Raw genomic sequence first — 24,250 nt, forward strand, 5'->3', positions numbered from 1 at the left:
TTTTTGTTCTTAAAATCTTAAAGATAAATTTACGAAGTAATTTGTTCCTTGTCCAAAGAAATATCTAGGTCCAAATAATGGTGTATCTCTTTGACTCTCTTCTAAAGCATTTCTATAATCAGAATTTCTTGATTGCTCAAAACCTCCTGTAATATATCTTTCGTTAAAGATATTATTGATTCCCGCAAATACTCCAACAAAATAGTCTCCTATTTTCCATGACTTACCTCCTACTGCATTTACTAAAGTATACGCATCAAATTGCTCTTGACGTAATAATTCTCTAGCTACAGCTGGATCATAATCTGTATAAGGTAACTGATCTGGATCATCTAAGTTAAGAGGAAACGCCTCAGATCTTGTTAAAGGACTAATGTCTAAATATGTATTAGAAAAATGGTTTGCTGTTACTCCTACCCACCAGAAGTTAGGATCACGATATTCAAACCCTACTTGATAAGCTCTTTCTGGTCCTGACGCTACGTGATAATCTTTTAAGTTTGATTTTAATCCTCCTGGAAAAATAAAGTTGGCATCATCAGATGTTACTTCGATATCAGGATTGTTTGTATAGGTATTTTGTCCTACTGCTGCTACAGCTTTTAATTTAATAGTAGGTGTTACTTGAGCTTCGATACCTAGCTCTCCTCCTATTCTACGCTCATCAACATTAGTTAATACTTCTTGTACAAAACTTCCTAAACCATTTGTAAAGAAGAATGATATATCTGTACCATCTGTAGATTCGTTATAATACCCTGTTAACCTCGCTTTAACGATTGGAGATCTAAAAATATAACTTACATCTACATTTTTAATCTTTTCATTATCAGGATCTCTTAATGTTTCTATTTGATTTGTTAGTGGATTATAGAATTCTCCTACAGTAACATTATTTTCTCTTGCATTAGTAAATGCATTACGAATTGTAGGTGCTTTTGTATAATATGCTCCATTTACATCAATCAAGTTACGACCATCAATTTTAAATGTAAATCCTGCTTTTGCTCCGTAATTTGTAAAATCTAATTTTCTACTCTTTCCTACAGAAGCATTTCCTAGATAACGTCCGTTTTCATAAAGACCTGTACGTTGGTATGAAGTTTGAGAAACATTAGCTCCTACATAAAAATCAACAAGATTATATTTGAATTGTGCTTGTGCAAATCCAGAAATTACTTCTGCATCGATTTCGTAATTATATCTAAAAGTATCACCTACTCCTACTATTCTATTAGGATTAGCCACATCATTTTGAGCTCTATCAATAGAGAAATTCTCATCTGCATCAGACGCAAATGCATTAACGTCTAAATATCCCGAACCTCCTAATAAATCTAATACTTTTGCAAAGTTCTTACTTTTTAAGTTAGTATAACTAGCCGAACCATTTAAAGAAATATGATCTGTTAATGTTGCATTTAAGATAGTATTTGCAGAGATTTGAGTATCATCTGTTCTATCTTCATATAAAATATAAGTAGAATTGTATCCTTGACCTGCATTATTTTGGTTAGCCAAATAAAGACTATTCCAATCTAATTGTCCATCATTTAAGAAGGCTTGTTCTGCTAAATAAGCATTGGCTAAATCTTCTGTGCTAGGATTAGCATCTTGTAAATAGAAACTTGGTAAATTTCTAAAGTAATCTGGTGATGGATTTGATGCATCTCCAAATACAAAATCACCTGTACTTCCTAAAGTAGTTCCTCTACTTTCGATACGACTATTTCCTATTTTTCCTGTTTGATAAGCAATGTTTGTATTCAAACTTACTTTATCAGACATTGTCCAATAATGATTTAACATTAATACTGGTTCTTCTATTTCACGGATTCTAGAGTTTCTCTTTTCACCATCTTGATATCCCCAGTTAGGATTATATTTTCTTCCTTTTAAATCATAAACTTCTCTAGTAATTGCTGTAGATCTTCCTCTTCTATTAGGAGCATAAAAACTAGTTAAATTAATACTGTGCTTGTCATTGATTTTCTTTTCGATAGCTGCAAAGAATGAGTTTGCATCATAAAAAGTGCCATCAATAAACCCTTCATCTCCAAATCTTCTAGAAGCTAAAAACGAATAAGCCCATCCATTTTGCATCATACCAGAACTATAGCTTCCCATAATTCTTCCTGTATAACTTCTATTTGCTACAGAATAAGATACTCTTCCACCTTTACGGTATTGTGAAGCTCTCATTACTATATTAGTAGTTCCTGCTAATCCTCCAAAAGTATACTCATTAGGTGTTAATCCCATAGTAAACTCTCGGTTACGTTGTACATCATTTAATCCTCCCCAATTAGCCCATTGTGGACGACCATTTGATAATTTGTTCATTTCGATCCCATTGATCAAAACTTTACCATCTGCATTATCCAGACCTCTGGGTCTAAAAAAGGCTGCACTAAAATCAAAGGCAGCCGCATTGAGAAATACATCTCTCGAAGATTGTAATAAACCAGATATATTATCTGTCACTCCTTCTTCTTGATCAAGTTCGTTATCAGCAAGGCTGATAGTACCGATCTGCAATTGCTCTTGATTAACGTCGTATTGAAGACTTACCACTTTAATGTCTAAAATACGTCCTTCGTTAATTGTAATTGGATAACGTTGCGTTACATAACCACTTTTTGAAATGGAAGCAACTTGTTCTCCTAAAGGAAGCTGTATAGCTTCAAAACTAAACTCTCCAAAAGCGTCTGTGAATGAGGATAAACTTGTTCCTTCTATCCTAATCATTACTCCCTGGAGACTCTCGTTTGTAATTGCATCAACAATTTTTCCTTTAAACCCTGTTTGTTGTGCGTGCATCACAAAAACCGAATTCAGAAAAATCAGTAAAAACATACTGATTTTTTTGGTGTACGATATTCTCATTAAATACTAATTTTAGTTAAGAAATTATAATTTCTGACGAGCAAAAGTACATTTTTTAAATAGAAAAGCTAATTTTGGCGCAAAGTTTGGGTTAAACTTAGCGTTAATTTAATATTATTTACACTAAAATGAAAAACATAAGTATCTTATTATCAGTGCTTTTTATTTTTTCTTATTCGTCAATGACGGCTCAAGGGAAGAAAACTTACAAAGTAAATACCATTGCTTTCTATAATTTAGAGAATCTATTTGATACTCAAAATGATCCTGTCACTTTTGATGATGATAGGACTCCTAATGGAAAAGATCATTGGACAGAAGAAATTTATCAAGATAAATTGAAGAAAATGGCCAAAGTAATTGCAGATATTGGTCATGATGTTACCAAAAATGCTCCGGCATTACTTGGTGTTGCTGAGATTGAAAATAGAAAAGTTCTTGAAGATCTTGTAAATCAGCCTAATTTATTAGCAAAAGATTACGGAATCGTACAATTTGATTCTCCAGATCGTAGAGGAATCGATGTTGCTTTATTATATCAAAAGTCTTTGTTTAGACCTACTAATATAAGTAAACATGAATTACTAATATATGATAATAGAGATGCTTCAAAACGTATTTATACTAGAGATCAATTATTAGTTAGTGGTTTTTTAGACGGAGATAAAATTCACGTTATTGTAAATCACTGGCCATCAAGAAGTGGTGGAGAGGCTAGAAGTCGTTATAAGCGAGAAAAAGCTGCTGCTTTAAATAAAAAGATTATTGATTCTTTACATAATTTAGATCCTTATGCTAAGATTATTACAATGGGAGATCTTAATGATGATCCTTCTAATTCTAGTGTAAAGAAAGTTTTAGGCGCAAAAGCAAAAAAAGAAAAAGTAGGGTTAAAAGGATTGTATAATCCAATGGAAAAAATGGCTAAAAAGGGGATAGGCTCTTTAGCATATAGAGATAGTTGGAATTTATTTGATCAAATTATTATCTCAAAAGGGCTTTTAGACAAAGATTATACTTCTTATAAATTCTACCAAGCTGGAGTTTTTAATAAGACATATCTTTCAAACCCTAGAGGTCGTTACAAAGGATATCCTTTCCGTAGTTTTGCAAATGGATCATATACAGGAGGATATAGTGATCATTTCCCTGTATACATTTACTTAATTAAAGAGAATTAATATATTTTAACGATATGATTAGATCCCTTTGTACTGCATGAGTACAAAGGGATTTTTTTATGTATTTATAACAATTTTAATATCCTTTTTAAGTTTTTTTAAAAAAAATAATATATTATCGCCCTTAAATTGAGTTTATAACAGTTTTTTAATAGTATTAATCATTATTTAATATTCAATTATATTGAGTTTATTACCACAACATAAATTTAAAACCATTCTTATCGGTATTGCATTTTCACCTAATTTAAAGAACAATATTTATGAAGCTATGAGGATGGTTGATTTCTTTGATGCCCAGTTAATTCTGGTTCATGTAGGTGTAAAAACTAAAGAAAAAATAGATAAAATAGACACTTTACTTTCTAGATTTCCTAATCATAAAGAACAAGTAACTACAATATGGCAAGAAGGTGATCCTGTTAATGTTATCATTAATGCTGCAAAAGATAATCATGTAGATTTAATCATGCTAGGAGCCCTACAACGTGAACAATTTTTTAAATTCTATGTTGGATCAATTGCTAGAAAGATTACGCGTAAAGCATCTTGTTCTGTTTTACTTTTGATAAAACCTTCAGAAAATTCAGTCCCTTGTAAACACATTGTTGTTAATGGTTTAAAAGATAAAAAAACTGAAGAAACTATTGCAACTTCTTTTGGCGTAGCTCAAAATTTAGGAACTCAAAAAATAACAGTTGTAGAAGAAATTTCTCAGCAAGAAGTTCATTTTACTGTTCAAGATGATGAATCTTTAAGAAAAAATTTCTTGAGAAAAGAACAACTTAGTCGTAAAGAAGATCTTAGGGTACAAGATATTTTAAAACAAATTCCTGAAACACTCAAAAATAATATAACAATTAAAACACAATCTATTTTCGGTAAACGAGGATATTCTATTGGTCATTATGCTAGGGTAGTAGGTGCCGATTTATTGATCATGAATGCGCCAAAAAGAACTTCGTTATGGGATCGAATTTTCCCTCATGATTTAGAATATATTCTTTCTGAACTTCCTACAGATGTGTTAATTGTAAGATAATTATATGGTAAAGTCAAAAAACAATTTAGAAGAATTCATACAGAATTTACCCAAAAATATATTTTCTGGTTTTGTAGTTTCATTAATAGCCTTACCCTTAGGATTAGGCCTCGCTATCGCCTCTGAAGCTCCACCTATATCCGGTATCATAGCTGCTGTAGCAGGAGGGATAGTAGCTTCTATTTTAGGAGGTTCTAATGTTACTATTACTGGTCCTGGTAATGGACTCGTTATTGTATTATTAGGTGCAATTACTACACTAGCAAATGGTGATTTATATCAAGGGTATTTATTCACATTAGCCGCTATTATTTGTTCTGGAGTTTTATTAATTATTATTGGACTCTTACGCTTAGGTATTCTAGGGGATTTCTTTCCGTCATCGGCAATTCAAGGGATGCTAGCCGCCATAGGTCTAGGTATTTTAGCCAAGCAGTTTCATGTAATGTTAGCCAATATATCAATAAAAGGAGATACTATTTCTTTATTATTAGATATTCCAGGTAGTATTATCAATTTATTTCATACCAATCAACAAGGAATTATAATTGCTGCTATCATAGGTATTTTTAGTTTTTTAATCATGTTTTTCTATGGAAAAATTCGCAATAAATATTTTCAATTAATTCCTGCACCAATGTGGATTGTTGTTTTAACAGTAGGATTAAGCTATTATTACGAGTTTTTCTCTGTTAATGACTATCCTATAGATAAAAAATTATTGGTAAACATTCCAGAAGATCCTTTATCTAGTTTTCCTTTTCCTGATTTTTCGATGGTTCTAGATTCAAAATTTATAGGTGTTGTAATTGCTATTACTTTAATTTCTAGTATAGAATCGTTATTGAGTATTAAAGCTGTTGATAAACTAGATCCAAAAAAGAGGAGATCTAATGTTAATAAAGATTTAAATGCATTAGGTATAGCATCTATTGTTAGTGGTTTCTTAGGAGGGCTAAATGTTGTAACAGTAATTGCTCGTAGTTCTGTTAATGTTAATAATGGAGGTACTAATCGATCTGCAAACTTTTTTCATTCTATATTCTTAGTTTTGTTTGTCTTATTATTTCAAGATCAATTAGGTAGAATTCCGCTTACTGCACTTGCTGCAATTTTGGTTTATACAGGATATAAATTAGCAGCGCCTCAAAATTTAAAAAGTATTGCAAAAATAGGAGTGGAACAGTCCATTATTTTCTTTGCTACTATCATAGGTACTATAAGTTCAAATCTCATTAATGGTATTTTAACGGGTATTTTAACAACTATTTTAATTCATGTTATATTAAACAAGAGTCTAATGCTCTTTGTACGTAATATCTTTAAACCTAATGTATTAATGTTTAAAGAAAGTGGGGTAAATGGTACTTATTTTATAAGTGTAAAAAATTTCTCCAGCTTTCTTAATTTCAACAAATTAAAGCAAAAATTAGACGCTATTCCAGAGGATAAAGATGCTATCATAGATTTTTCTATGTGTGATTTTGTAGATCATACTGTACAAGAAAATTTATTAAATTATCAAGAAGTTTTTAAACGAAAAGGAGGCTCTTTTGAAATTACTGGATTAGATCGACATGCTACATCATCTACCCATCCACTTGCAATTAAAAGTGTTTTTTCTTTTGATAAAGTTTTGTCTTTAAAGAGAAGATCAACGCTAACAAAACGTCAGGAAGAATTAAAAAATATCGCTTCAAATTTTTCATGGAATTATACACCTTCTAAAAACGAAAACACTTCATTTTTAAATGATTTTGTTTATTTCAGAACTAAAAAAATTGATGTTAAATACAATACTATTTCTGATTTTGATCAAACCTATGAAATTACTGATGTACTCTTTTCTGAAGGAGAATTTATTGCCAAAGAAGTAGTGAGAACAACCATAATGCATATTAATCTTAAATTTGAAATTCCGAAATTTACTTTGGATAAAGAAGGTTTATTAGAGTTCATCTATAAGTTTGCTGGTTTTAAAGATATTAACATAAAAAACTCATCTGATTTTTCTAAGCGATTCTTCTTATTAGGAGAAAACGAAAAACAAATACAAGATTTTTTCACAAAAGAATTAGTTTTATTCTTTGAGAGTAATCCTTATTATCACATAGAATCTAACGGTAATCAATTATTGTTATTAAAAAAAGAGCGTCAAGCTAGTACAAAAGAAATTAAAGAAATGCTAGATTATGGTATGCGCTTAGAAAAAATAATTAGTTCTATTACTGAGCCTGTTATGGTATATTAAAATATACTTGTTTATAAAGGTTTTCATTTGTTAATAAAGAAAGCCTTTATAGACATTCTCTTCATAGTTTGTTAAAAAGAATGCAAATACATTACTTATCCCTAGCTTTTTTCCTATTTTGCAAGGATATAAATAGGTGATATTTTAATTTTTACTTAGACACTAAGTTAACGATTTAAATATCACTAATATTCAGACTTTTTTTTCATAGTTTAACCTATTTAAATACATGAAATTATATCCTATTAATGCAGGAAACTTTAAGTTGGATGGTGGTGCCATGTTTGGAGTAGTTCCTAAAGTTTTATGGAATAAAACAAATCCTGCAGATGCAAATAATCAAATTGATATTGCTGCAAGGTGTCTGCTCATAGAAGAAGGAAAAAGACTTATTTTAATTGACTCTGGAATGGGAGACAAGCAGTCAGACAAATTTTTCAGCTATTATTCGCTATGGGGAGATGATACTATTGACAAATCCTTAGCTCAATATGGTTTTCATAGAGATGATATTACAGATGTTTTTGTAACTCATCTACATTTTGACCATTGTGGTGGTGTTGTTCAATGGAATGCTACTCGAACTGGTTATGAAATGACTTTTAAAAATGCTAAAGTATGGAGTAATGAATCTCATTGGAAATGGGCTACAGAACCTAATGCTAGAGAAAAAGCTTCTTTTTTAAAAGAAAATATTTTACCTATACAAGAAAGTGGTCATCTCAATTTTATAGAAAGAAATGGAGATGATTTTCAATCTTCGTCAGAATTAGGTTTTGGTATTCATTTTGCAGATGGTCATACAGAAAAACAAATGATTCCTCATATTCAATATCAGGATAAAACATTAGTATTTATGGCCGATTTATTACCTACAGCAGGTCATGTCCCTTTACCATATGTTATGGGATATGATACTAGACCTTTATTAACTCTTGACGAAAAAAAGCGTTTTCTTGATCAAGCTGCAGGTAACAATTGGTATCTATTCTTAGAACACGATGCACATAATCATGTAATTACTGTGCAACATACAGAAAAAGGTGTCCGTCTTAAAGATACTTTTACATTTAACGAATTATTTACTTTATAAATATTATAACTTACAAATGAATACAAAACATAAAGCATCTATTTTTACACTTGCATCTTCTTTAATTTTAGCAAGTTGTGGTGCTCCAAAAATAATTTCTACTCCAATAGAAAACATAGATAATGTTCCTCTTAAAACAGCATCTTTATCAGATACTCAACTAAAACACTGGAATGCTCTTGATCTTATAAAAGATACTATTCCTGGAATGAGTGTTGATAAAGCTTATAATGAACTCATTAAAAATAAAAAAGGACAATCTGTTATTGTTGCTGTTATAGATAGTGGTGTAGATGTAGAACATGAAGATTTAAAAGGTTCAATCTGGACAAACAAAAACGAAATCAAAGGTAATGGTAAAGATGATGATAACAATGGATATATCGATGATATCTATGGTTGGAATTTTCTAGGTGATATTGTTACTGAAAACTTAGAGTTTGTACGTATTTTAAAGCAATTAAAACCTAAATACGAAGGTAAAGATGCTTCTATGGTAAGTGCAGAAGATCAAAAAGAATTTGCATTATATCAAAAGGCTGCTGCAGAGTATGAAAAAGAGTATAATGAAGCCTTGCAAAATAAAAATAGATACGAACTTATTTTACAACAAGTTTCTGCTGCTCATAAAGATGTTTCTGCTGCTCTAGGTAAAGAAAACTATACCAAAGAAGAATTATTAGCTCTAAAACCTTCTACAGAAGGAATGAAACAAAATATTGCTGGACTTACTCAAATGTTTTCTTATGTAGATCCAGGACAAGGTATACCTGATATTATCAAAGATCTTAAAGAAGGTATTGATCATTTTGCTGGTTCACTTAATGGTAATTTAAATTTGGATTCAAATTACAGAGCAGTTTTAGGAGATAATCCAGATGATTTTTCAGATAAAACTTATGGTGATAATAATGTTATGGGACCTGATCGCGAAAGTACGAAACACGGTACTCACGTAGCTGGAATTATTGCTGCAAACAGAAAAAATAAACTAGGAGGTAAGGGAGTTGCTAATAATGTAAAAATAATGACATTAAGAGCCGTTCCAGATGGAGATGAATATGATAAAGATATAGCTTTGTCTATTCGCTATGCAGTAGACAACGGTGCAAAAGTAATCAATACAAGTTTTGGTAAATACTATTCAACACATCCAGAATGGGTTTATGATGCAATCAAATATGCTGCAGAAAAAGATGTTTTAATTGTGAATGCAGCAGGTAATGATTCTTCTGACTTAGATAGTACTCAAGTATATCCTAATGATCAAACAGATAATACTAACGAAATTTCGGATACCTTCTTAACTGTTGGTGCACTTAACTATAAGTACGGATCAGACTTAGTAGCTAGTTTCTCTAATTATGGAAAACATCAAGTAGATGTTTTTGCTCCTGGAGTAAAAATATATGCTACAACACCATCTAATACCTATAGCTACCTACAAGGTACTTCTATGGCAGCTCCTGGTGTAGCTGGTGTAGCTGCTTTAATTAGATCTCACTATCCTAAACTTTCTGCTGCACAAGTAAAGAAAATTATTATGGATAGTGGTTTAACATCTACAGCAACTGTAGTCATAGGTGGAGATACTTCTCATACTGGGAAATTTACAGACTTATCAACATCTGGTAAAATGGTAAACCTTTATAATGCTATGATATTAGCCGATAAAATATCTAAATAGCTTATAAATAACATTATATATCTTTTACATAAGCTCATTTAAATCTGTTAAATGAGCTTATGTGTTTATTTAAAAATTAATATCATGAAGCGATTTTTATTAATTATTTCCTTAATAGGAGCTCAACTTGTTTCAGCTCAAAACAATACTTCTTATTGGCAGCAAAAAGTTGATTATACAATGGATATTGATATGGATGTTAAAACCTATCAATACAAAGGAAATCAAGAATTAGTGTATACAAACAATTCTCCAGATACCTTACATCAAGTATTTTATCATTTATTTTTTAATGCTTTTCAACCTAATAGCGAAATGGATATACGCTCTCGTTCTATTGCAGATCCAGATCCTCGTGTAAAAGATCGCATTAGTAAACTTAGTCCAGACGAAATTGGATACATAAAAGTTAGTTCATTAAAACAAAATGGGAAAACATTAAAATATCATACAGAAGGTACTGTTCTTGAAGTACAATTAAACAAACCTATTCTTCCGGGCGAACAAGTTACTTTTAAAATGAAATTTGATGGTCAAGTACCTCAACAAATTCGTCGTTCTGGTCGTAATAATAAAGAAGGAGTTGCTTTATCAATGACACAATGGTATCCTAAAATTGCAGAATATGATTTTGAAGGTTGGCATGCTGATCCATATATAGGTCGTGAATTTCATGGTGTATGGGGTAATTTTGATGTTACCATTAATATTGACAAAAACTATATTCTAGGTGGATCAGGTTACTTACAAAATCCTAATGAAATAGGATACGGATATGAAACTGAAGGCACAAAAGTAAAACGAAAAGGAAAAAAATTATCATGGCATTTTATAGCTCCTAATGTACATGACTTTACATGGGCTGCTGACCCTGAATATCTTCATGATACTATTCAAGTTCCTAATGGACCAACATTACATTTCTTATATAAAAATACTCCTGAGATTATTGAAAATTGGAAAAAATTACAACCTAAATCTGTAGAATTAATACAGTATTTTAGTAAGCATATAGGACCTTATCCATATAAGCAATACTCAGTAATTCAAGGAGGTGATGGAGGTATGGAGTATGCTATGTGTACATTAATTACAGGACATAGAAGTTTTGGTAGCTTAGTAGGTGTAACCTCACATGAAATGGCTCATGCTTGGTTTCAACATATTCTAGCTACAAATGAATCTAAACACGAGTGGATGGATGAAGGTTTTACTAGCTATATTTCTAATAAAGCTATGAGTAAAGTTATGCAATCAAAAAATCCTAATGCTGGAGCCTTTAAAAGCTATGTCCGATTAGCAACGTCAGGTATAGAACAACCACAATCAACACATGCAGATCGCTATGCTAGAAATGGTGCTTATGGAGCTGCTGCATATTCTAAAGGTCAAGTATTTCTTGCTCAATTAGGATATATTATAGGGGAAGAAAATTTAGCAAAAACATTAAAAAGATATTATCAGGAATGGAAATTTAAACATCCTACTCCTAATGATTTTAAGAGAATAGCAGAAAAAGTTTCTCAATTACAATTAGATTGGTATTTAACAGATTGGACTCAAACTACTAATGTTATTGATTACGAAATAACTTCAGTTGAAACTATAAACGATGATACTACAATAACTTTACAACGTAATGGTCTTATGCCTATGCCTATTGATCTCTTAATAGAATACACAGATGGTACAAAAGAATTGTACTACATCCCTTTAAGAATGATGCGTGGAGAGAAACCTAGTGATTCAAAAAATACAAAAAGAACTATCCTAAAAGATTGGGATTGGGCTCATCCTGAATATTCATTTTCTATCAGTAAGACTAAAGACTTAATACAAAAAATAATTATAGATCCAAAGAATAAAATGGCTGATATTAACAAAAATAATAACAACTTTATAAACAAATAATCTCTTAATATGTTAAATTCTTAACTTATTAAAAAATAGTTTATTAATTTTACTGAATTATTTGTATTGATTTATAGTGTAATTATATATAAAAATGAGAAGAAGAAAATTACTTATCCCCCTTTCCGTACTGTCTCTTCTAGCAGTCGGTACTTACTATTTCGATAGTAATACACAAACTCAAGATGTAGCTGTAAAAAAAATAGCTACAAAACAAGAGAAAAAAAAGAAAAAAAAGAAAACTTTAGAAGATCGCAGATTACATGTAGAAGAAAGACTGAAATATGAGTTTGAACTCCAAAAAGATCCAATTTCTGGCGTAATTCCTAAAGCTGAAGTAGAAAAAGAGCTATTAATGGCTAAAAATTTAAAAGAATCTCAAAAAAATAGCTCTACTAATGCTAGTAATAATGATTATATTTCTAGAGGACCTTCTAACTTAGGAGGAAGAACAAGATCAGTTGTTATTGATAAATCTGATGCTACTGGAAATACAATGATATCTGGTGGTGTTAGTAGTGGTGTTTTTAGAACTACTGATGGTGGTGCTAAATGGACTAAAGTTTCTTCTAATCAAGAAATTCACAATGTAACAACAATAGTTCAAGATCCAAGAGCAGGATCTGAAAATATTTGGTATTATGGAACTGGTGAATTCGCTGGAAATAGTGCAGGAGCTAGTGGAGCTTCATATAATGGTCAAGGTATATGGCAATCTACAGATAATGGTTTAACATGGACTCAAATGCCTACTACTGCATCACAACAAGAAGCAGGTAATGATTCTGTTTTTGATTTTGTTCACAAATTAGTAGTTCATCCCATTTCTGGTGAACTTATAGCAGCTACTTTTGGTGGTGTTTATAGATTTAATGGTACAAGTTGGATTCAAGAATTTGACCTTACTAGTAGTACGCAATTTTCAGATGTAGCTATTACAAGTACAGGTATAACCTATGTATCAATTTCAGCTCGTGCAAATGCTTCTTTAGAAGGTGTATGGAGGTCTGATAATCCTAATGGCCCTAGTTCTTGGACTAGAATAGGTTCTAATACTTCTCCTGGTTTTGGAGCTATTAGTAGAAACGTAATTGCTATAGCACCTTCTAATGAAAATATAGTATATTCTTTTATGCATACAGCTAATGATCCTAGTCAAGCTGTTCAAGTAATTCAAGCAGGGCTATGGCAATGGAATGATGCTACAGATACTTGGACCAATTATTCTAGTAAAATGCCAGATGAAGCAGGTGGAAACTTATCTGGTAATGATCCTATATCTGTTCAAGGTGGTTATGATATGATTGTTTCTGTTAAACCTGATAATGAAAATTTTGTTGTTATAGGTGGTACAAATGTTTATAAAATAGAGGATATAACCACAGATCCTATGTTTACTCGTATAGGTGGTTATATAAATAATAGTTCTTATGGGTTATATAATCGTGGTGGTGGAGATGATCACCATCCTGATATTCATGCATTAGTTTTTGATCCTAATAATCCTAATAGACTTTTTAGTGGTACCGATGGAGGTGTTCATAGAACAGATGATGTAGATGCAGGTACTGTAGCCTGGACTAGTTTAAATAATGATTATCAAACATATCAATTTTATCATGTAGCTATTGACCCTCAAGCAGGATCAGATACTGTTATTGGGGGAGCTCAAGATAATGGTACTGTCGCTGGTGGTACAAACTTTGGACGACCTGATTTAACTTCAATGAGTAGTGTAGGAGGTGGTGATGGTGTTGCTGTTGCTATTTCTAGAGATAATAGTTGTATACCTTTCTTTTTTGGTTCACAATTTGGAAGAATTCGTAGAGATTGTCCTAATGGACAAATAATAACTCCAGCTGGTTCTTCAAGTGAGTTTGTTACTTACTTCTATCTAGATCCTAGTAATAATAATGCTCTTTATTATGCTGGTAGAGGTAATTTAATATATACTACAGATGCTAGTAATGTAACATCTAATTCATGGTTAGATATAGGAGCTTTAGCTAATAACGAGCTTATATCAACTATGGCAACTTCGTGGGGAGATTATGATACATCAACAAGTTACTTATTAATAGGAGGAAATCGAGGTAACTTATTTAGATTAGATGATCCTCAAAACAAATTTAATATTTCTAATGCTGTAAATATTACTCCTTCTGGTGCTACAAATGGTGCTAATGTAAGTGGTATAGCTGTTCATCCTAATAACCGTGATATTGTTATGGTTACGTATTCTAGTTATGGAAGTTCTGTAAGAAATATTTTTGTTACAACAAATGCTACAAGTGCTAATCCAACTTGGACTGAAGTTGAAAGAAACTTAGCTTCATTCTCAATAAGAGCCGCAGCTATTACAGAAGTTAATGGTGAAACTCGTTATTTTGTTGGTACAGCGAGAGGATTATATAGTTCTATAGATCCAACATCTAATGATTGGGTTATTGAATCACCAGATCAAATTGGTTTTGCTGTTGCTAGATCTCTAGCTTATAGACCAGCAGATAATCAATTATTAATTGGTACTCACGGTAATGGAATGTATATGGCTACAGTTAGACCTCTATCTGTAGACGAATTTGATGCTGCTTCTGATAATGCTATAACTATGTATCCTAATCCAACTTCATCAGAATTAAATATTTCTTTAGAATCATCTTTTGTTGAAGGAGATTTAGACTACTCAGTAGTAGACTTAACTGGTAAAGTTGTTAAACGTGGAACTTTATCTAGTGATAAGAAAGTTAATGTTCAAGATTTAACTAATGGTGTTTATTTCTTACAATTAGCTTCTTCTAATAGAACTAAAACATCTAAGTTTATCAAAATATAATTTCTCATTTTCATGAGATCAAAAACCGATTATGATACATAATCGGTTTTTTTTATGCTTAAAATTCATTCTTCTACATTTCATATTACTACTTTTACCTATTATGAATGAAAGATTAGGCAAAGAAGAAAAATTAAAAAGTAAAAAGTTAATTGATTCCTTATTTTCTGAAGGAAAATCAACAGCAAAATATCCTATACGATTAGTATATAGAGAACTCGACCAAGAATCATCTTTTCCTATACAAATCGCTGTTTCTGTAAGTAAACGAAACTTTAAAAAAGCCGTTGATCGCAACCATATTAAAAGATTTTTAAGAGAAGCCTACAGAAAAAATAAGTATCTTGTACAAGATGCTACCGACCGTAAATTTATTTTTATGTTTTTATATGTGGGGAAAGATTTAAAAGATTTTACAACCATAAACATAAAGATGAAAAAACTCATCGAAAAATTTATTGAACAAGAAATCAAACCCTTATCATGATAAAGAAAAGATTATCTCTGTTAACAGTAGTTGTAGTTCTTTTTTTAACTACTGCTAGTTTTACTATCAAATCTGATTTTTTTGAAATAGCAAAGCAAATAGAAATTTTCACTACATTATTTAAAGAATTAAACATGAATTATGTAGATGAAACCAATCCTGCAGAACTTATGGATACTGCAATCAAATCTATGCTTGATGACCTTGATCCATATACAAAATATTGGAATGAACAGGATGTAGAAGCTGCTAGAATACGCAATTCTGGTGAATATACAGGTATTGGAGCTATTGTAAAAACAATCAAAGATAAAATCATAATTATAGAACCTTACAAAGGTTATCCTGCAGATAAAGCCGGATTAAAAGCAGGAGATGAAATTATTAAAATTGGAGATATCAACGTAATTGATTTTAAAGATGACGCTGGTGAACTTCTAAAAGGAGCTCCAAATTCAAAAATAGATATCATTTATAAACGTCAAGGTAAACAACATAATACTACCATTACTAGAGAAGAAATTGAAGTCAAAGCTGTTCCATTTTTTACCTTATTAGACGACAATACAGGTTATATTATATTAAATAAGTTTAATCAGAAAGCCTCTTCTGAAACTATAAGTGCTTTACAAGATTTAAAAAGTAAAGGTGCTACTAAAATAATATTAGATTTAAGAGGTAATCCAGGTGGTTTACTTAGTGAAGCCATTAATGTCACTAATATCTTTGTTCCTAAAGGACAATTAATAACTACTACAAAATCTGTTATTAAAAAATATAATAAAGAATATTATACAAAAAAACCTGCTATTGATCTTGATATCCCTTTAGTAGTACTTGTTAATGGTAGAAGTGCTTCTGCTAGTGAAATTGTTTCAGGAAGTATTCAAGATCTTGATAGAGGTGTAGTAATAGGTGCTAGAAGTTTTGGGAAAGGATTAGTTCAAAGACCAAAAAACTTAACTTATGGTACACAATTAAAAATAACTATATCAAGATATTATACACCTAGTGGGCGTTGTATACAATCTCTAGATTACTGGAATAGAGATGAAAACAATAATGCAACTCGTACTCAATCTCAAGATTACAAAGCTTTTAAAACAAAAAATGGACGTACTGTCTATGATGGAGGAGGAATTCAACCAGATATTGAGTTAGCCTCTTCAAAATATAGTGGTATTACTACAGCTTTGCTTAAAGCAGATGCTATTTTTGATTATGCTACTGCTTATTATTATAAACATTCTTTAAAAGATCCTTTACAATTCAAATTCACCTCTAATGATTTTAATGATTTTAAAGCTTATTTAAAGGCTCAAAACTTTGAATATAATACAAAGACCGATAAAGCATTAAAAAAGACATTAGAAGCAGCAAAAGAGGAGAAATTTGATGTCATTATTCAAAATCAATACAATACATTGTTAACAGCTATAGATAAAGCAAAAGATGAAGCTTTAAATGATAGTAAAAGTGAAATCCAAAGTTTATTAACAGATGAGATCATAAAACGCTATTTTTATAGAGAAGGTTTGTATCAATATTATATTAAAAATAATCCAGAAATAGCTAAAGCTCAAGAGGTTCTTAATGATACTAAACAATACCAAAAGATATTAACAACTCCATAATAAAATAAAGTAAGAAAGCCGATTTTAATTAAAAATCGGCTTTTTTTATACTATTATCAACTTATTAACACTATTGTTAATTACTATCTCTAATCATACCAATATGTGGTATACCATCTTCTAAGTATTCTTCCCCCTTCATAATGAAACCATGTGATTCATAGAATTTTTTAAGGTATAACTGTGCTGATATCTTGATTTTACCTTTATTAAACCACTTATCAACAGCTTTAATGCTTGCTTTAATTAAATCATGTCCATATCCATGTTGTCGTTCTTCTTTATCAACAACTACACGCCCAATACTTGGTAAATCAAAATAATCACCACTATTAAATATTCTAGAATAAGCTATAACCTTTCCATTCTTTCTCCCTATTATATGTAAAGCATTATTATCTTTACCATCAATATCCTGATATACACAATCTTGCTCCACTACAAAAACTTCTGCTCGTAATCTCAGTATATCATATAATTCAATACTATTAATATCTTCAAATTTTTTTACTTCAAATTGTATCATTCCTTTCTAAATATCATTAAGCGAATTATCAAACCGCTACTATAGAAGCAAATATGTGCAATCTATTTTAACTTCTACACACTTATTAACATTATTAACACCATTGTATTATGTCTTACTCAATCATTAATAAACAAAAAAGCTAAGATATTTGATTGTAAAACAAACATCTTAGCTTTTTTATCCTATAATTAACAGTATATACAACTATATTTCAATAGTTTATATAGTTATTAACACATTGTTATTTTTTTGACTCTATTTAAATGGCGTCCTCCTTCAAATTCTGTATTTAAAAATGTTTTAACCATTTCTATAGCTTGAGGTAATGAAGTAAAACGTGCAGGAATACTTAATATATTAGCATCATTATGTTGTCTTGTTAAAGATACTATTTCCTTGGTCCAACATAGTCCTGCTCTTACATTTTTATACTTATTAGCAGTCATAGAAACACCGTTTCCACTACCACAAATCAAAATTCCATAATCAACTGTATTAGTATCAACATCTTTTGCAACTGGATGTACAAAATCTGGATAATCTACACTATCAGTATGATCAGTTCCGTAGTTATTAACATCTATCCCTTCAGATTTTAAAAATTCAACAATCGCAAGCTTATAAGCTGTGCCTGCGTGATCATTTCCTATGGCAATTTTCATTTAATTAATGGATTTTAAGAGTGTATCAACATACACTTATATAAACTTTTAAAATTATCTCTACGATATACACAAAGATACTTCAATCTAGAAATAACTAAAGATCAAAACATCAATATTTTAGCAATATCACAATTATTGTTCATAACTCCCTAACTCATGTTAATATCCATTGTGAATAATTTGTAGTTAAAATCGAACAAAAAAATTTGCATTTTATATACAGAATTCGAATAGCGTAATTTTTTTCATAAAACCTATTTAGTTATTCTTTTTTTCTTGGAGACTTTTTAAACATAGTTTTACAGTTATCAACTATGCTTTTCAAAAAAAAGAATTAAAAATAACTCGTGAACTCTCATTGTTAACAACTGTTAATAACTGTTGATTATTTTTTAATATCCCTATAAAATCAGCTATTTAGTATCAAATATCGTTGTTAATTACGTGGGGATAACACAAGCTAACTTCAAAAACAAATAAAATTCAAAAAAGTTATTCCACTTATTAACACACTATAATAATCACTATTTAATTTTTTAAAAAAAGAAAAAGAAAGAATATTAATAGTTATATATGTTAATAAGAAGAATTAAAAAGAAATTTTGAATAAGAGAAGATTTGAATTGAACTTTTGTTTTGAGTCAGACTATTCTGAGGTGAGGATTGTTTTTGAATTCTTCGAGGATTTGCTTTGCGCGTTTTTCGTCGGCCGGGTGGACTCTTAGGTTGATGCCTCCTATAGCTTGAGAATAGAATGGAAATACACCTATCATGGTTTCATTTTCGAAAAAATAAGTGATTTTTGCTTGTTCCAAAAGAAGCTTTATAACGGTGTATTCGTGTGAATATGTGAAAGTTGCTATGATTACAGAATCCTTCATCTAAGTTTTTATATAAAAAATTGTTGTTTTATAAAGATAAGGAATCGTAATAAATTCTAATTGTTAATATCTTTAGAATCTGTTTGGGGAGAAACAGGAGTATAGACTTCGTCCATTTGATTTATGCTATTGTCTATATATACTGATAAAGAATATATTCCTAATATAAAAATTAGTATAAAAAGGAATATGATTTTATGTATTCTTTTAAGTTTTAGCATAATAAATAAACACAAATAGTATTGTGATTTGAGTTTTATAATGTTAAAATTAAGAAAATATTAAGAAATAACGATAATGTTATATCTTTAAAATGTATAATTGATACAGCTTATTATCAGTAAATTAAAATGTAATCCATTAAAAATGCAGTTAATGGATTAACAAAAGTTTAATCTTAATATTATAAATGTTGGTAGATTAAACGTAATTTTATAACGTATTATTTTAAGAGAGATTAATGAAAAGAAAGAGTAAAAGAAGAAAAAAGTCAGGAAAAATTGAAAATGTTGCCCAAGGAATACTCAAAATATTAAAAGCAGAACCTTCAAAATCATTTAATTATAAACAAATAGCAGCAAAATTTAATGTGAATGATGCGAGTAGTCGTAATCAAATCATTAAAAAACTTGCTATTCTAGCTTCAAAAAAACAAATAGAAGAAGTAGATAGAGGAAAATTTAAGATTATCCCTAATATAAATACATATACAGGTGTTTTAGAAATAACTTCTAAAGGAGCCGGGTATGTTATAGTAGAAGATCTTGAAAACGATGTATACATACCTAATAATGCTTTAAATAAAGCTTTAGATGGAGACGAAGTAGAAATTTATGTATATCGTAGAAAACGCAATGGAAGAAGTGAAGGTGAGATTACCAAAATAATCGAACGAAAGAGAACAGAATTTATAGGTGTTATAGATATACAAAAGAATTATGCTTTTGTAAATGTACCTGATGGAAGAATGTATACTGATATTTTTATTCCAAAGAATAAGATAAATGAAGCAGAACATGGTGATAAAGTTTTAGTAAAATTAGCAGATTGGCCAGAAAAAGCAGATTCACCTTTTGGTAAAGTAATTAGAGTTTTAGGTAAACCTGGAGAACACAACACAGAGATTCATGCTATTTTGGCTCAATATGGATTACCATATGAATTTCCTGAAGCAGTAGAAAGATTTGCTAACGAGCTTGATACGAGTATACAAGAATCTGAAATTGCAAAACGTAGAGATATGCGTGAGACGCTTACCTTTACGATTGATCCTAAAGATGCCAAAGATTTTGATGATGCATTATCATTTAAAGTTTTAGAAAATGGTCATTATGAAATAGGAATTCATATTGCAGATGTATCACATTATGTGCAGCCAGGAACTGTACTTGATGACGAAGCTTATGAGAGAGCAACATCTGTTTATCTAGTAGATAGAGTAGTACCTATGTTGCCAGAAGTATTATCAAATAATGCTTGTTCATTAAGACCACATGAAGAAAAATATACTTTTTCTGCAGTATTTGAATTGAATGATAAAGCAGAAATTATAAACGAATGGTTTGGGAGAACTGTAACATATTCTGATGCTAGATTTGCTTATGAAGAAGCACAGCATATTATTGAAACTAAAGAGAATGTTATTCCAGAAGAAATTTCATTAACAGGGCAAACATATAAAGCAGATCAAGATATAGCAGATGCTATTCTTAAGTTAGATGAATTAGCCAAATTAATGAGAGCCAAAAGAATGGGAGCTGGGGCTATTTCTTTTGATAAAGTAGAAGTAAAATTCCATTTGGACGAAGTTAACAATCCTACAGGAGTATTCTTTAAAACATCAAAAGATGCCAACAAATTGATCGAAGAATTTATGCTTCTGGCTAATAAAAAAGTTTCTGAGTTTATAGGAAAGCAAAAACCTAAAAAGACATTTGTATATAGAATACATGATGAGCCTAATGACGAAAAATTAGCCGCATTACAAAACGTAATAGGACGTTTTGGATACAAACTTAACCTTAAGGATAGAAAAAGCACTACACAGTCTTTAAATTCGCTTTTAAATGAAGTGCAAGGTAAAAAAGAACAAAATCTTGTTGATACCCTAGCGATACGTAGTATGAGTAAAGCAGAATATACTACAAACAATATAGGGCATTACGGATTAGCTTTTGATTACTATTCACATTTTACATCACCTATTCGTCGTTATCCAGATGTAATGGCACATCGTTTGTTACAACATTATCTAGATGGAGGTAAATCTGCAAGCGAAGAAGAATTTGAAGAAAAATGTAAACACAGTAGCGAAATGGAGCATTTGGCTGCTAATGCAGAACGAGATTCTATCAAGTTTATGCAAATTCGTTTTATGCAAGATCATCAAGATGAAGCATTTCTAGGAGTGATTTCTGGAGTAACAGAATGGGGAATTTATGTAGAAATAATCGCTAATAAATGTGAAGGGATGGTACGTTTAAAAGATATGAATGATGATGTTTATGTTTTTGATGAAGAACTGTATGCAGCAGTGGGTAAACATTCAAAAAAGACATACCAATTAGGAGACGAAGTGTATGTTAAAGTGAAAAACGCAGATTTAATAAAAAGACATCTTGATTTTACATTGTTAGGTACACGAGATGAAATAGAATAAACGTTATTAAAAATACGTTATTTACGACAACCACTAAAAAACCTAACTTATTAACAAAGTAGGTTTTTTTTATTTAAAAAGAACATGAAATTATAAAATGTATACAATGAAAAACTTAATGTATATTTTCCTTTTATGTATAGGAATAAATGCTTCGGCTCAAGAAGTTATAGAAAAAAAAGTAAGTAGATTTAATGAATTAAAAGTCTTTGATAAGATCCAATTAACGCTGGTAAAATCCAATGTTAATAAAGTAGAAATATCAGGTATTTATAGAGAAAAGATAGATGTAGTTCAAAAAAATGGAAAGCTAAAAATCAAAATGGCTTTAAATAATTTATGGGATAATAATAATACTCAAGTTACAGTGTATTATACATATTTAGAAATTATAGATGTAAATGAAGGAGCTGTTGTAAAAACAGAAGAAACTATAGAAAATGAAACTATAGTTTTTAAAGCACAAGAAGGAGGTAAAATATATGCTGGAGTAAAAGCTAATAGCTTTATAGGTAGAGCTGTTACAGGAGGATATATTGAAACTTTTGGAGAGAGTAAAGAACAAGAAATTACAATTAAAGCTGGAGGAGAATATCAAGGTCAAGATTTAACGACAGTTAATAGTTTAATTAAAATTAGTGCAGGAGGTAGAGGTAGTGTTAATGCTTCAAAATATGTAAAAGCAAATACCAATGCCGGAGGAACTATAAGAATCTATGGTAATCCTAGACAAATTGATAGTAAAAAGGTATTAGGAGGTAAAATAATAGAGGTAAACTAATTAGTATTTTCTAACTTTGTAAGAAATTTAGAACTTCCTTATGCTACAAGACATTCAGGCTGCAATTCCTTTAGGTTTCTTTTTAGCTTTTTTGATTGGACCGGTTTTTTTTGTGTTATTAGAAACCGCTGCTATTAAAGGTGTAAGAGCTGCTATTTCTTTTGATTTAGGAGTAATAGTTGCCGATATAATATTTATAGCAATTGCTTATTTAAGTAGTTTTCAATTATTAGAAAATCTAAGTAATGAACCTGGATTATATGTTTTTGGAGGTGCAATTTTAATTATTTATGGTTTAGTGACTTATCTCAAGAAACCAACAAGAGAGATGCTAGATCCAGAACGATTAAAAGTTAAAAAGAACAACTACTTAGGATTATTTATAAAAGGTTTTCTACTTAACTTTATCAATATAGGAGTTTTAGTATTTTGGTTAGGAGTAATTATTATTGTTGGGCCTACTTTGGACAACGATCCTAATCGTTTATTTTTATTTTTTGGTGCTACAATAGGGATGTATTTTGCTACAGATTTATTAAAAATAGTTTTAGCAAAGCAACTAAAAAGAAAATTAACGCCTAGAAGAATATTCAAATTAAAGAAACTGTTAGGATTTATTCTACTTATTTGTGGAGTCGTCATGATGATAAAAGGATTTTTACCAAAAGATAAATTAGACATTCAAAAAGGAATAGATAAGATTAATATAGAACGAAAGAAATAAAACAAAAAACGCTATCAAATTTGATAGCGTTTTTTGTTTATGCAATAAATCTCATTTCTATATAAAAAGAAAAAACCTTCATCATATTTGATAAAGGTTTTTTGAGGTGTCGAGCGGATTCGAACCGCTGTAGATGGTGTTGCAGACCACTGCCTAGCCACTCGGCCACGACACCCAATTCGTTATTGGTTCGCAAATGTAATAAAATTTTACCATTACAAAAAAATAGATTGGCAATAAAATTATCGTTTTTTTGATTTTTGTATTGTAACCATCTCAACATTACCACCTATAGGAGGATTAATTTTTGAAACATTTACTGTTGCTTTCTTCACCATAGGCAATTCTTTTAGTATTCTCATCAATATGCGTTCTGCAACATGCTCTAATAATTTTGATGCAATAGCCATTTCTTCTTTAACAATATGGTTAAGATGAACATAATCTACGGTATCAGATAATTGATCAGATGCTGCAGATGTTGTTAAATCTGCCTTTATAGTTAAATCAACTCTATAATCAGAACCTATTTTCTTTTCTTCAACAAGGCAACCGTGATAAGCATATACCTTGATATTTTGTAACTTAATTATTCCCACTTGTTTTTTTTACAAACATAGTTAATATCTAGTAGGTAATACTATTTAAACTACTGTTTTGATGGTGTTGTATACAGTCCATCATATTCTTGTTCTCCCCAACAATTTGGACAATTATCTGTAGTGTATTTTTTTGCAGTATAAGTTCTTGCAACATAACTATTTGTAGAGTGTGTATGGTTTCTTTTTTTTGTATTACTTATCATAATGTGATCTTTTATAGTTTTTATTTATAATTAATCGTTTTAGAATGTAAAAACTTACATTATGATTATAATTTATTGTTTTTTAATATGATATAAAGGGGTTTTAAGATTGTATAGAATTTAACAATTATGAACAAAGAATATTAAGTAGCATAAAATTTATAAAATGAACAGAATAAATTTCATATAAAATCGATT

General features: G+C 30.2%; 18 protein-coding genes and 1 tRNA gene. 12 read left to right on the forward strand and 7 right to left on the reverse strand.

Going from position 1 to position 24,250, the window contains the following annotated elements; all coding sequences use genetic code 11:
- Positions 1-9: 9 nt before the first annotated feature.
- Positions 10-2,856: a carboxypeptidase-like regulatory domain-containing protein gene (locus ACYEKI_RS05730; RefSeq protein WP_459210211.1), complete on the reverse strand. Its 2,847-nt coding sequence runs from the start codon at positions 2,854-2,856 to the stop codon at positions 10-12.
- Between the two features lie 158 nt (positions 2,857-3,014).
- Between ACYEKI_RS05730 and ACYEKI_RS05735 the strand changes: the two genes are divergently transcribed.
- The 9 genes from ACYEKI_RS05735 (at position 3,015) to ACYEKI_RS05775 (ending at position 17,008) form a co-directional block, all read left to right on the forward strand.
- Entirely contained in the window at positions 3,015-4,067 is a 1,053-nt protein-coding gene (locus ACYEKI_RS05735) for an endonuclease/exonuclease/phosphatase family protein (protein WP_459210212.1), read from the forward strand.
- Positions 4,068-4,251: 184 nt separating this feature from the next.
- Complete coding sequence (locus tag ACYEKI_RS05740) at positions 4,252-5,109, forward strand: universal stress protein (RefSeq protein WP_459210213.1); 858 nt, start codon at positions 4,252-4,254, stop codon at positions 5,107-5,109.
- A 4-nt stretch (positions 5,110-5,113) separates the two neighbouring features.
- On the forward strand, positions 5,114-7,360 hold the full coding sequence (locus ACYEKI_RS05745; protein ID WP_459210214.1) for a SulP family inorganic anion transporter: 2,247 nt from the start codon (positions 5,114-5,116) through the stop codon (positions 7,358-7,360).
- Between the two features lie 229 nt (positions 7,361-7,589).
- Positions 7,590-8,453, forward strand: coding sequence for an MBL fold metallo-hydrolase (locus ACYEKI_RS05750; protein ID WP_459210215.1), 864 nt, complete (start codon positions 7,590-7,592; stop codon positions 8,451-8,453).
- 16 nt (positions 8,454-8,469) lie between these two features.
- On the forward strand, positions 8,470-10,140 hold the full coding sequence (locus ACYEKI_RS05755; protein WP_459210216.1) for a S8 family peptidase: 1,671 nt from the start codon (positions 8,470-8,472) through the stop codon (positions 10,138-10,140).
- 84 nt (positions 10,141-10,224) lie between these two features.
- Positions 10,225-12,051, forward strand: coding sequence for a M1 family metallopeptidase (locus tag ACYEKI_RS05760; RefSeq protein WP_459210217.1), 1,827 nt, complete (start codon positions 10,225-10,227; stop codon positions 12,049-12,051).
- 94 nt (positions 12,052-12,145) lie between these two features.
- Positions 12,146-14,887 carry a T9SS type A sorting domain-containing protein gene (locus ACYEKI_RS05765; RefSeq protein WP_459210218.1) on the forward strand — a complete coding sequence of 914 codons (2,742 nt, stop codon included), beginning with the start codon at positions 12,146-12,148 and terminating at the stop codon, positions 14,885-14,887.
- Positions 14,888-14,990: 103 nt separating this feature from the next.
- A complete protein-coding gene (gene rnpA, locus ACYEKI_RS05770) occupies positions 14,991-15,374 on the forward strand; it encodes a ribonuclease P protein component (protein ID WP_459210219.1) in 384 nt (127 codons plus the stop codon).
- Positions 15,371-17,008 carry a S41 family peptidase gene (locus tag ACYEKI_RS05775; protein ID WP_459210220.1) on the forward strand — a complete coding sequence of 546 codons (1,638 nt, stop codon included), beginning with the start codon at positions 15,371-15,373 and terminating at the stop codon, positions 17,006-17,008. The genes rnpA and ACYEKI_RS05775 overlap by 4 nt, the downstream gene beginning before the upstream one ends.
- A gap of 76 nt (positions 17,009-17,084) precedes the next feature.
- On the opposite strand, the gene ACYEKI_RS05780 is transcribed toward ACYEKI_RS05775, so the two are convergent.
- The 3 genes from ACYEKI_RS05780 to ACYEKI_RS05790 form a co-directional block, all read right to left on the reverse strand.
- Entirely contained in the window at positions 17,085-17,534 is a 450-nt protein-coding gene (locus ACYEKI_RS05780; protein WP_459210221.1) for a GNAT family N-acetyltransferase, read from the reverse strand.
- A gap of 233 nt (positions 17,535-17,767) precedes the next feature.
- On the reverse strand, positions 17,768-18,199 hold the full coding sequence (gene rpiB, locus ACYEKI_RS05785) for a ribose 5-phosphate isomerase B (protein WP_459210222.1): 432 nt from the start codon (positions 18,197-18,199) through the stop codon (positions 17,768-17,770).
- A gap of 644 nt (positions 18,200-18,843) precedes the next feature.
- Positions 18,844-19,083, reverse strand: coding sequence for a putative signal transducing protein (locus ACYEKI_RS05790; protein ID WP_459210223.1), 240 nt, complete (start codon positions 19,081-19,083; stop codon positions 18,844-18,846).
- A 460-nt stretch (positions 19,084-19,543) separates the two neighbouring features.
- Here ACYEKI_RS05790 and rnr point away from each other — a divergent pair, with 460 nt between their 5' ends.
- From rnr to ACYEKI_RS05805, 3 genes are all read left to right on the forward strand, one after another.
- The gene (gene rnr, locus ACYEKI_RS05795) at positions 19,544-21,742 is read left to right on the forward strand and encodes a ribonuclease R (protein ID WP_459210224.1); all 2,199 of its coding nucleotides are present in this window, start codon (positions 19,544-19,546) and stop codon (positions 21,740-21,742) included.
- Between the two features lie 106 nt (positions 21,743-21,848).
- A complete protein-coding gene (locus ACYEKI_RS05800; RefSeq protein WP_459210225.1) occupies positions 21,849-22,523 on the forward strand; it encodes a head GIN domain-containing protein in 675 nt (224 codons plus the stop codon).
- Positions 22,524-22,563: 40 nt separating this feature from the next.
- Complete coding sequence (locus tag ACYEKI_RS05805; RefSeq protein ID WP_459210226.1) at positions 22,564-23,247, forward strand: LysE family translocator; 684 nt, start codon at positions 22,564-22,566, stop codon at positions 23,245-23,247.
- A 104-nt stretch (positions 23,248-23,351) separates the two neighbouring features.
- Here the strand turns inward: ACYEKI_RS05805 and ACYEKI_RS05810 are convergent.
- The 3 genes from ACYEKI_RS05810 to ACYEKI_RS05820 all read right to left on the reverse strand — a co-directional run bounded on the left by ACYEKI_RS05810 (position 23,352) and on the right by ACYEKI_RS05820 (position 24,052).
- Positions 23,352-23,422 (reverse strand) — tRNA-Cys (locus ACYEKI_RS05810).
- A gap of 67 nt (positions 23,423-23,489) precedes the next feature.
- Positions 23,490-23,846: a dihydroneopterin aldolase gene (gene folB, locus ACYEKI_RS05815; RefSeq protein WP_459210227.1), complete on the reverse strand. Its 357-nt coding sequence runs from the start codon at positions 23,844-23,846 to the stop codon at positions 23,490-23,492.
- A gap of 50 nt (positions 23,847-23,896) precedes the next feature.
- The gene (locus ACYEKI_RS05820; protein ID WP_459210228.1) at positions 23,897-24,052 is read right to left on the reverse strand and encodes a hypothetical protein; all 156 of its coding nucleotides are present in this window, start codon (positions 24,050-24,052) and stop codon (positions 23,897-23,899) included.
- Positions 24,053-24,250: the final 198 nt, after the last annotated feature.

The organism is Aquimarina rhabdastrellae, assembly GCA_947387485.1.
Classification (GTDB): domain Bacteria; phylum Bacteroidota; class Bacteroidia; order Flavobacteriales; family Flavobacteriaceae; genus Aquimarina.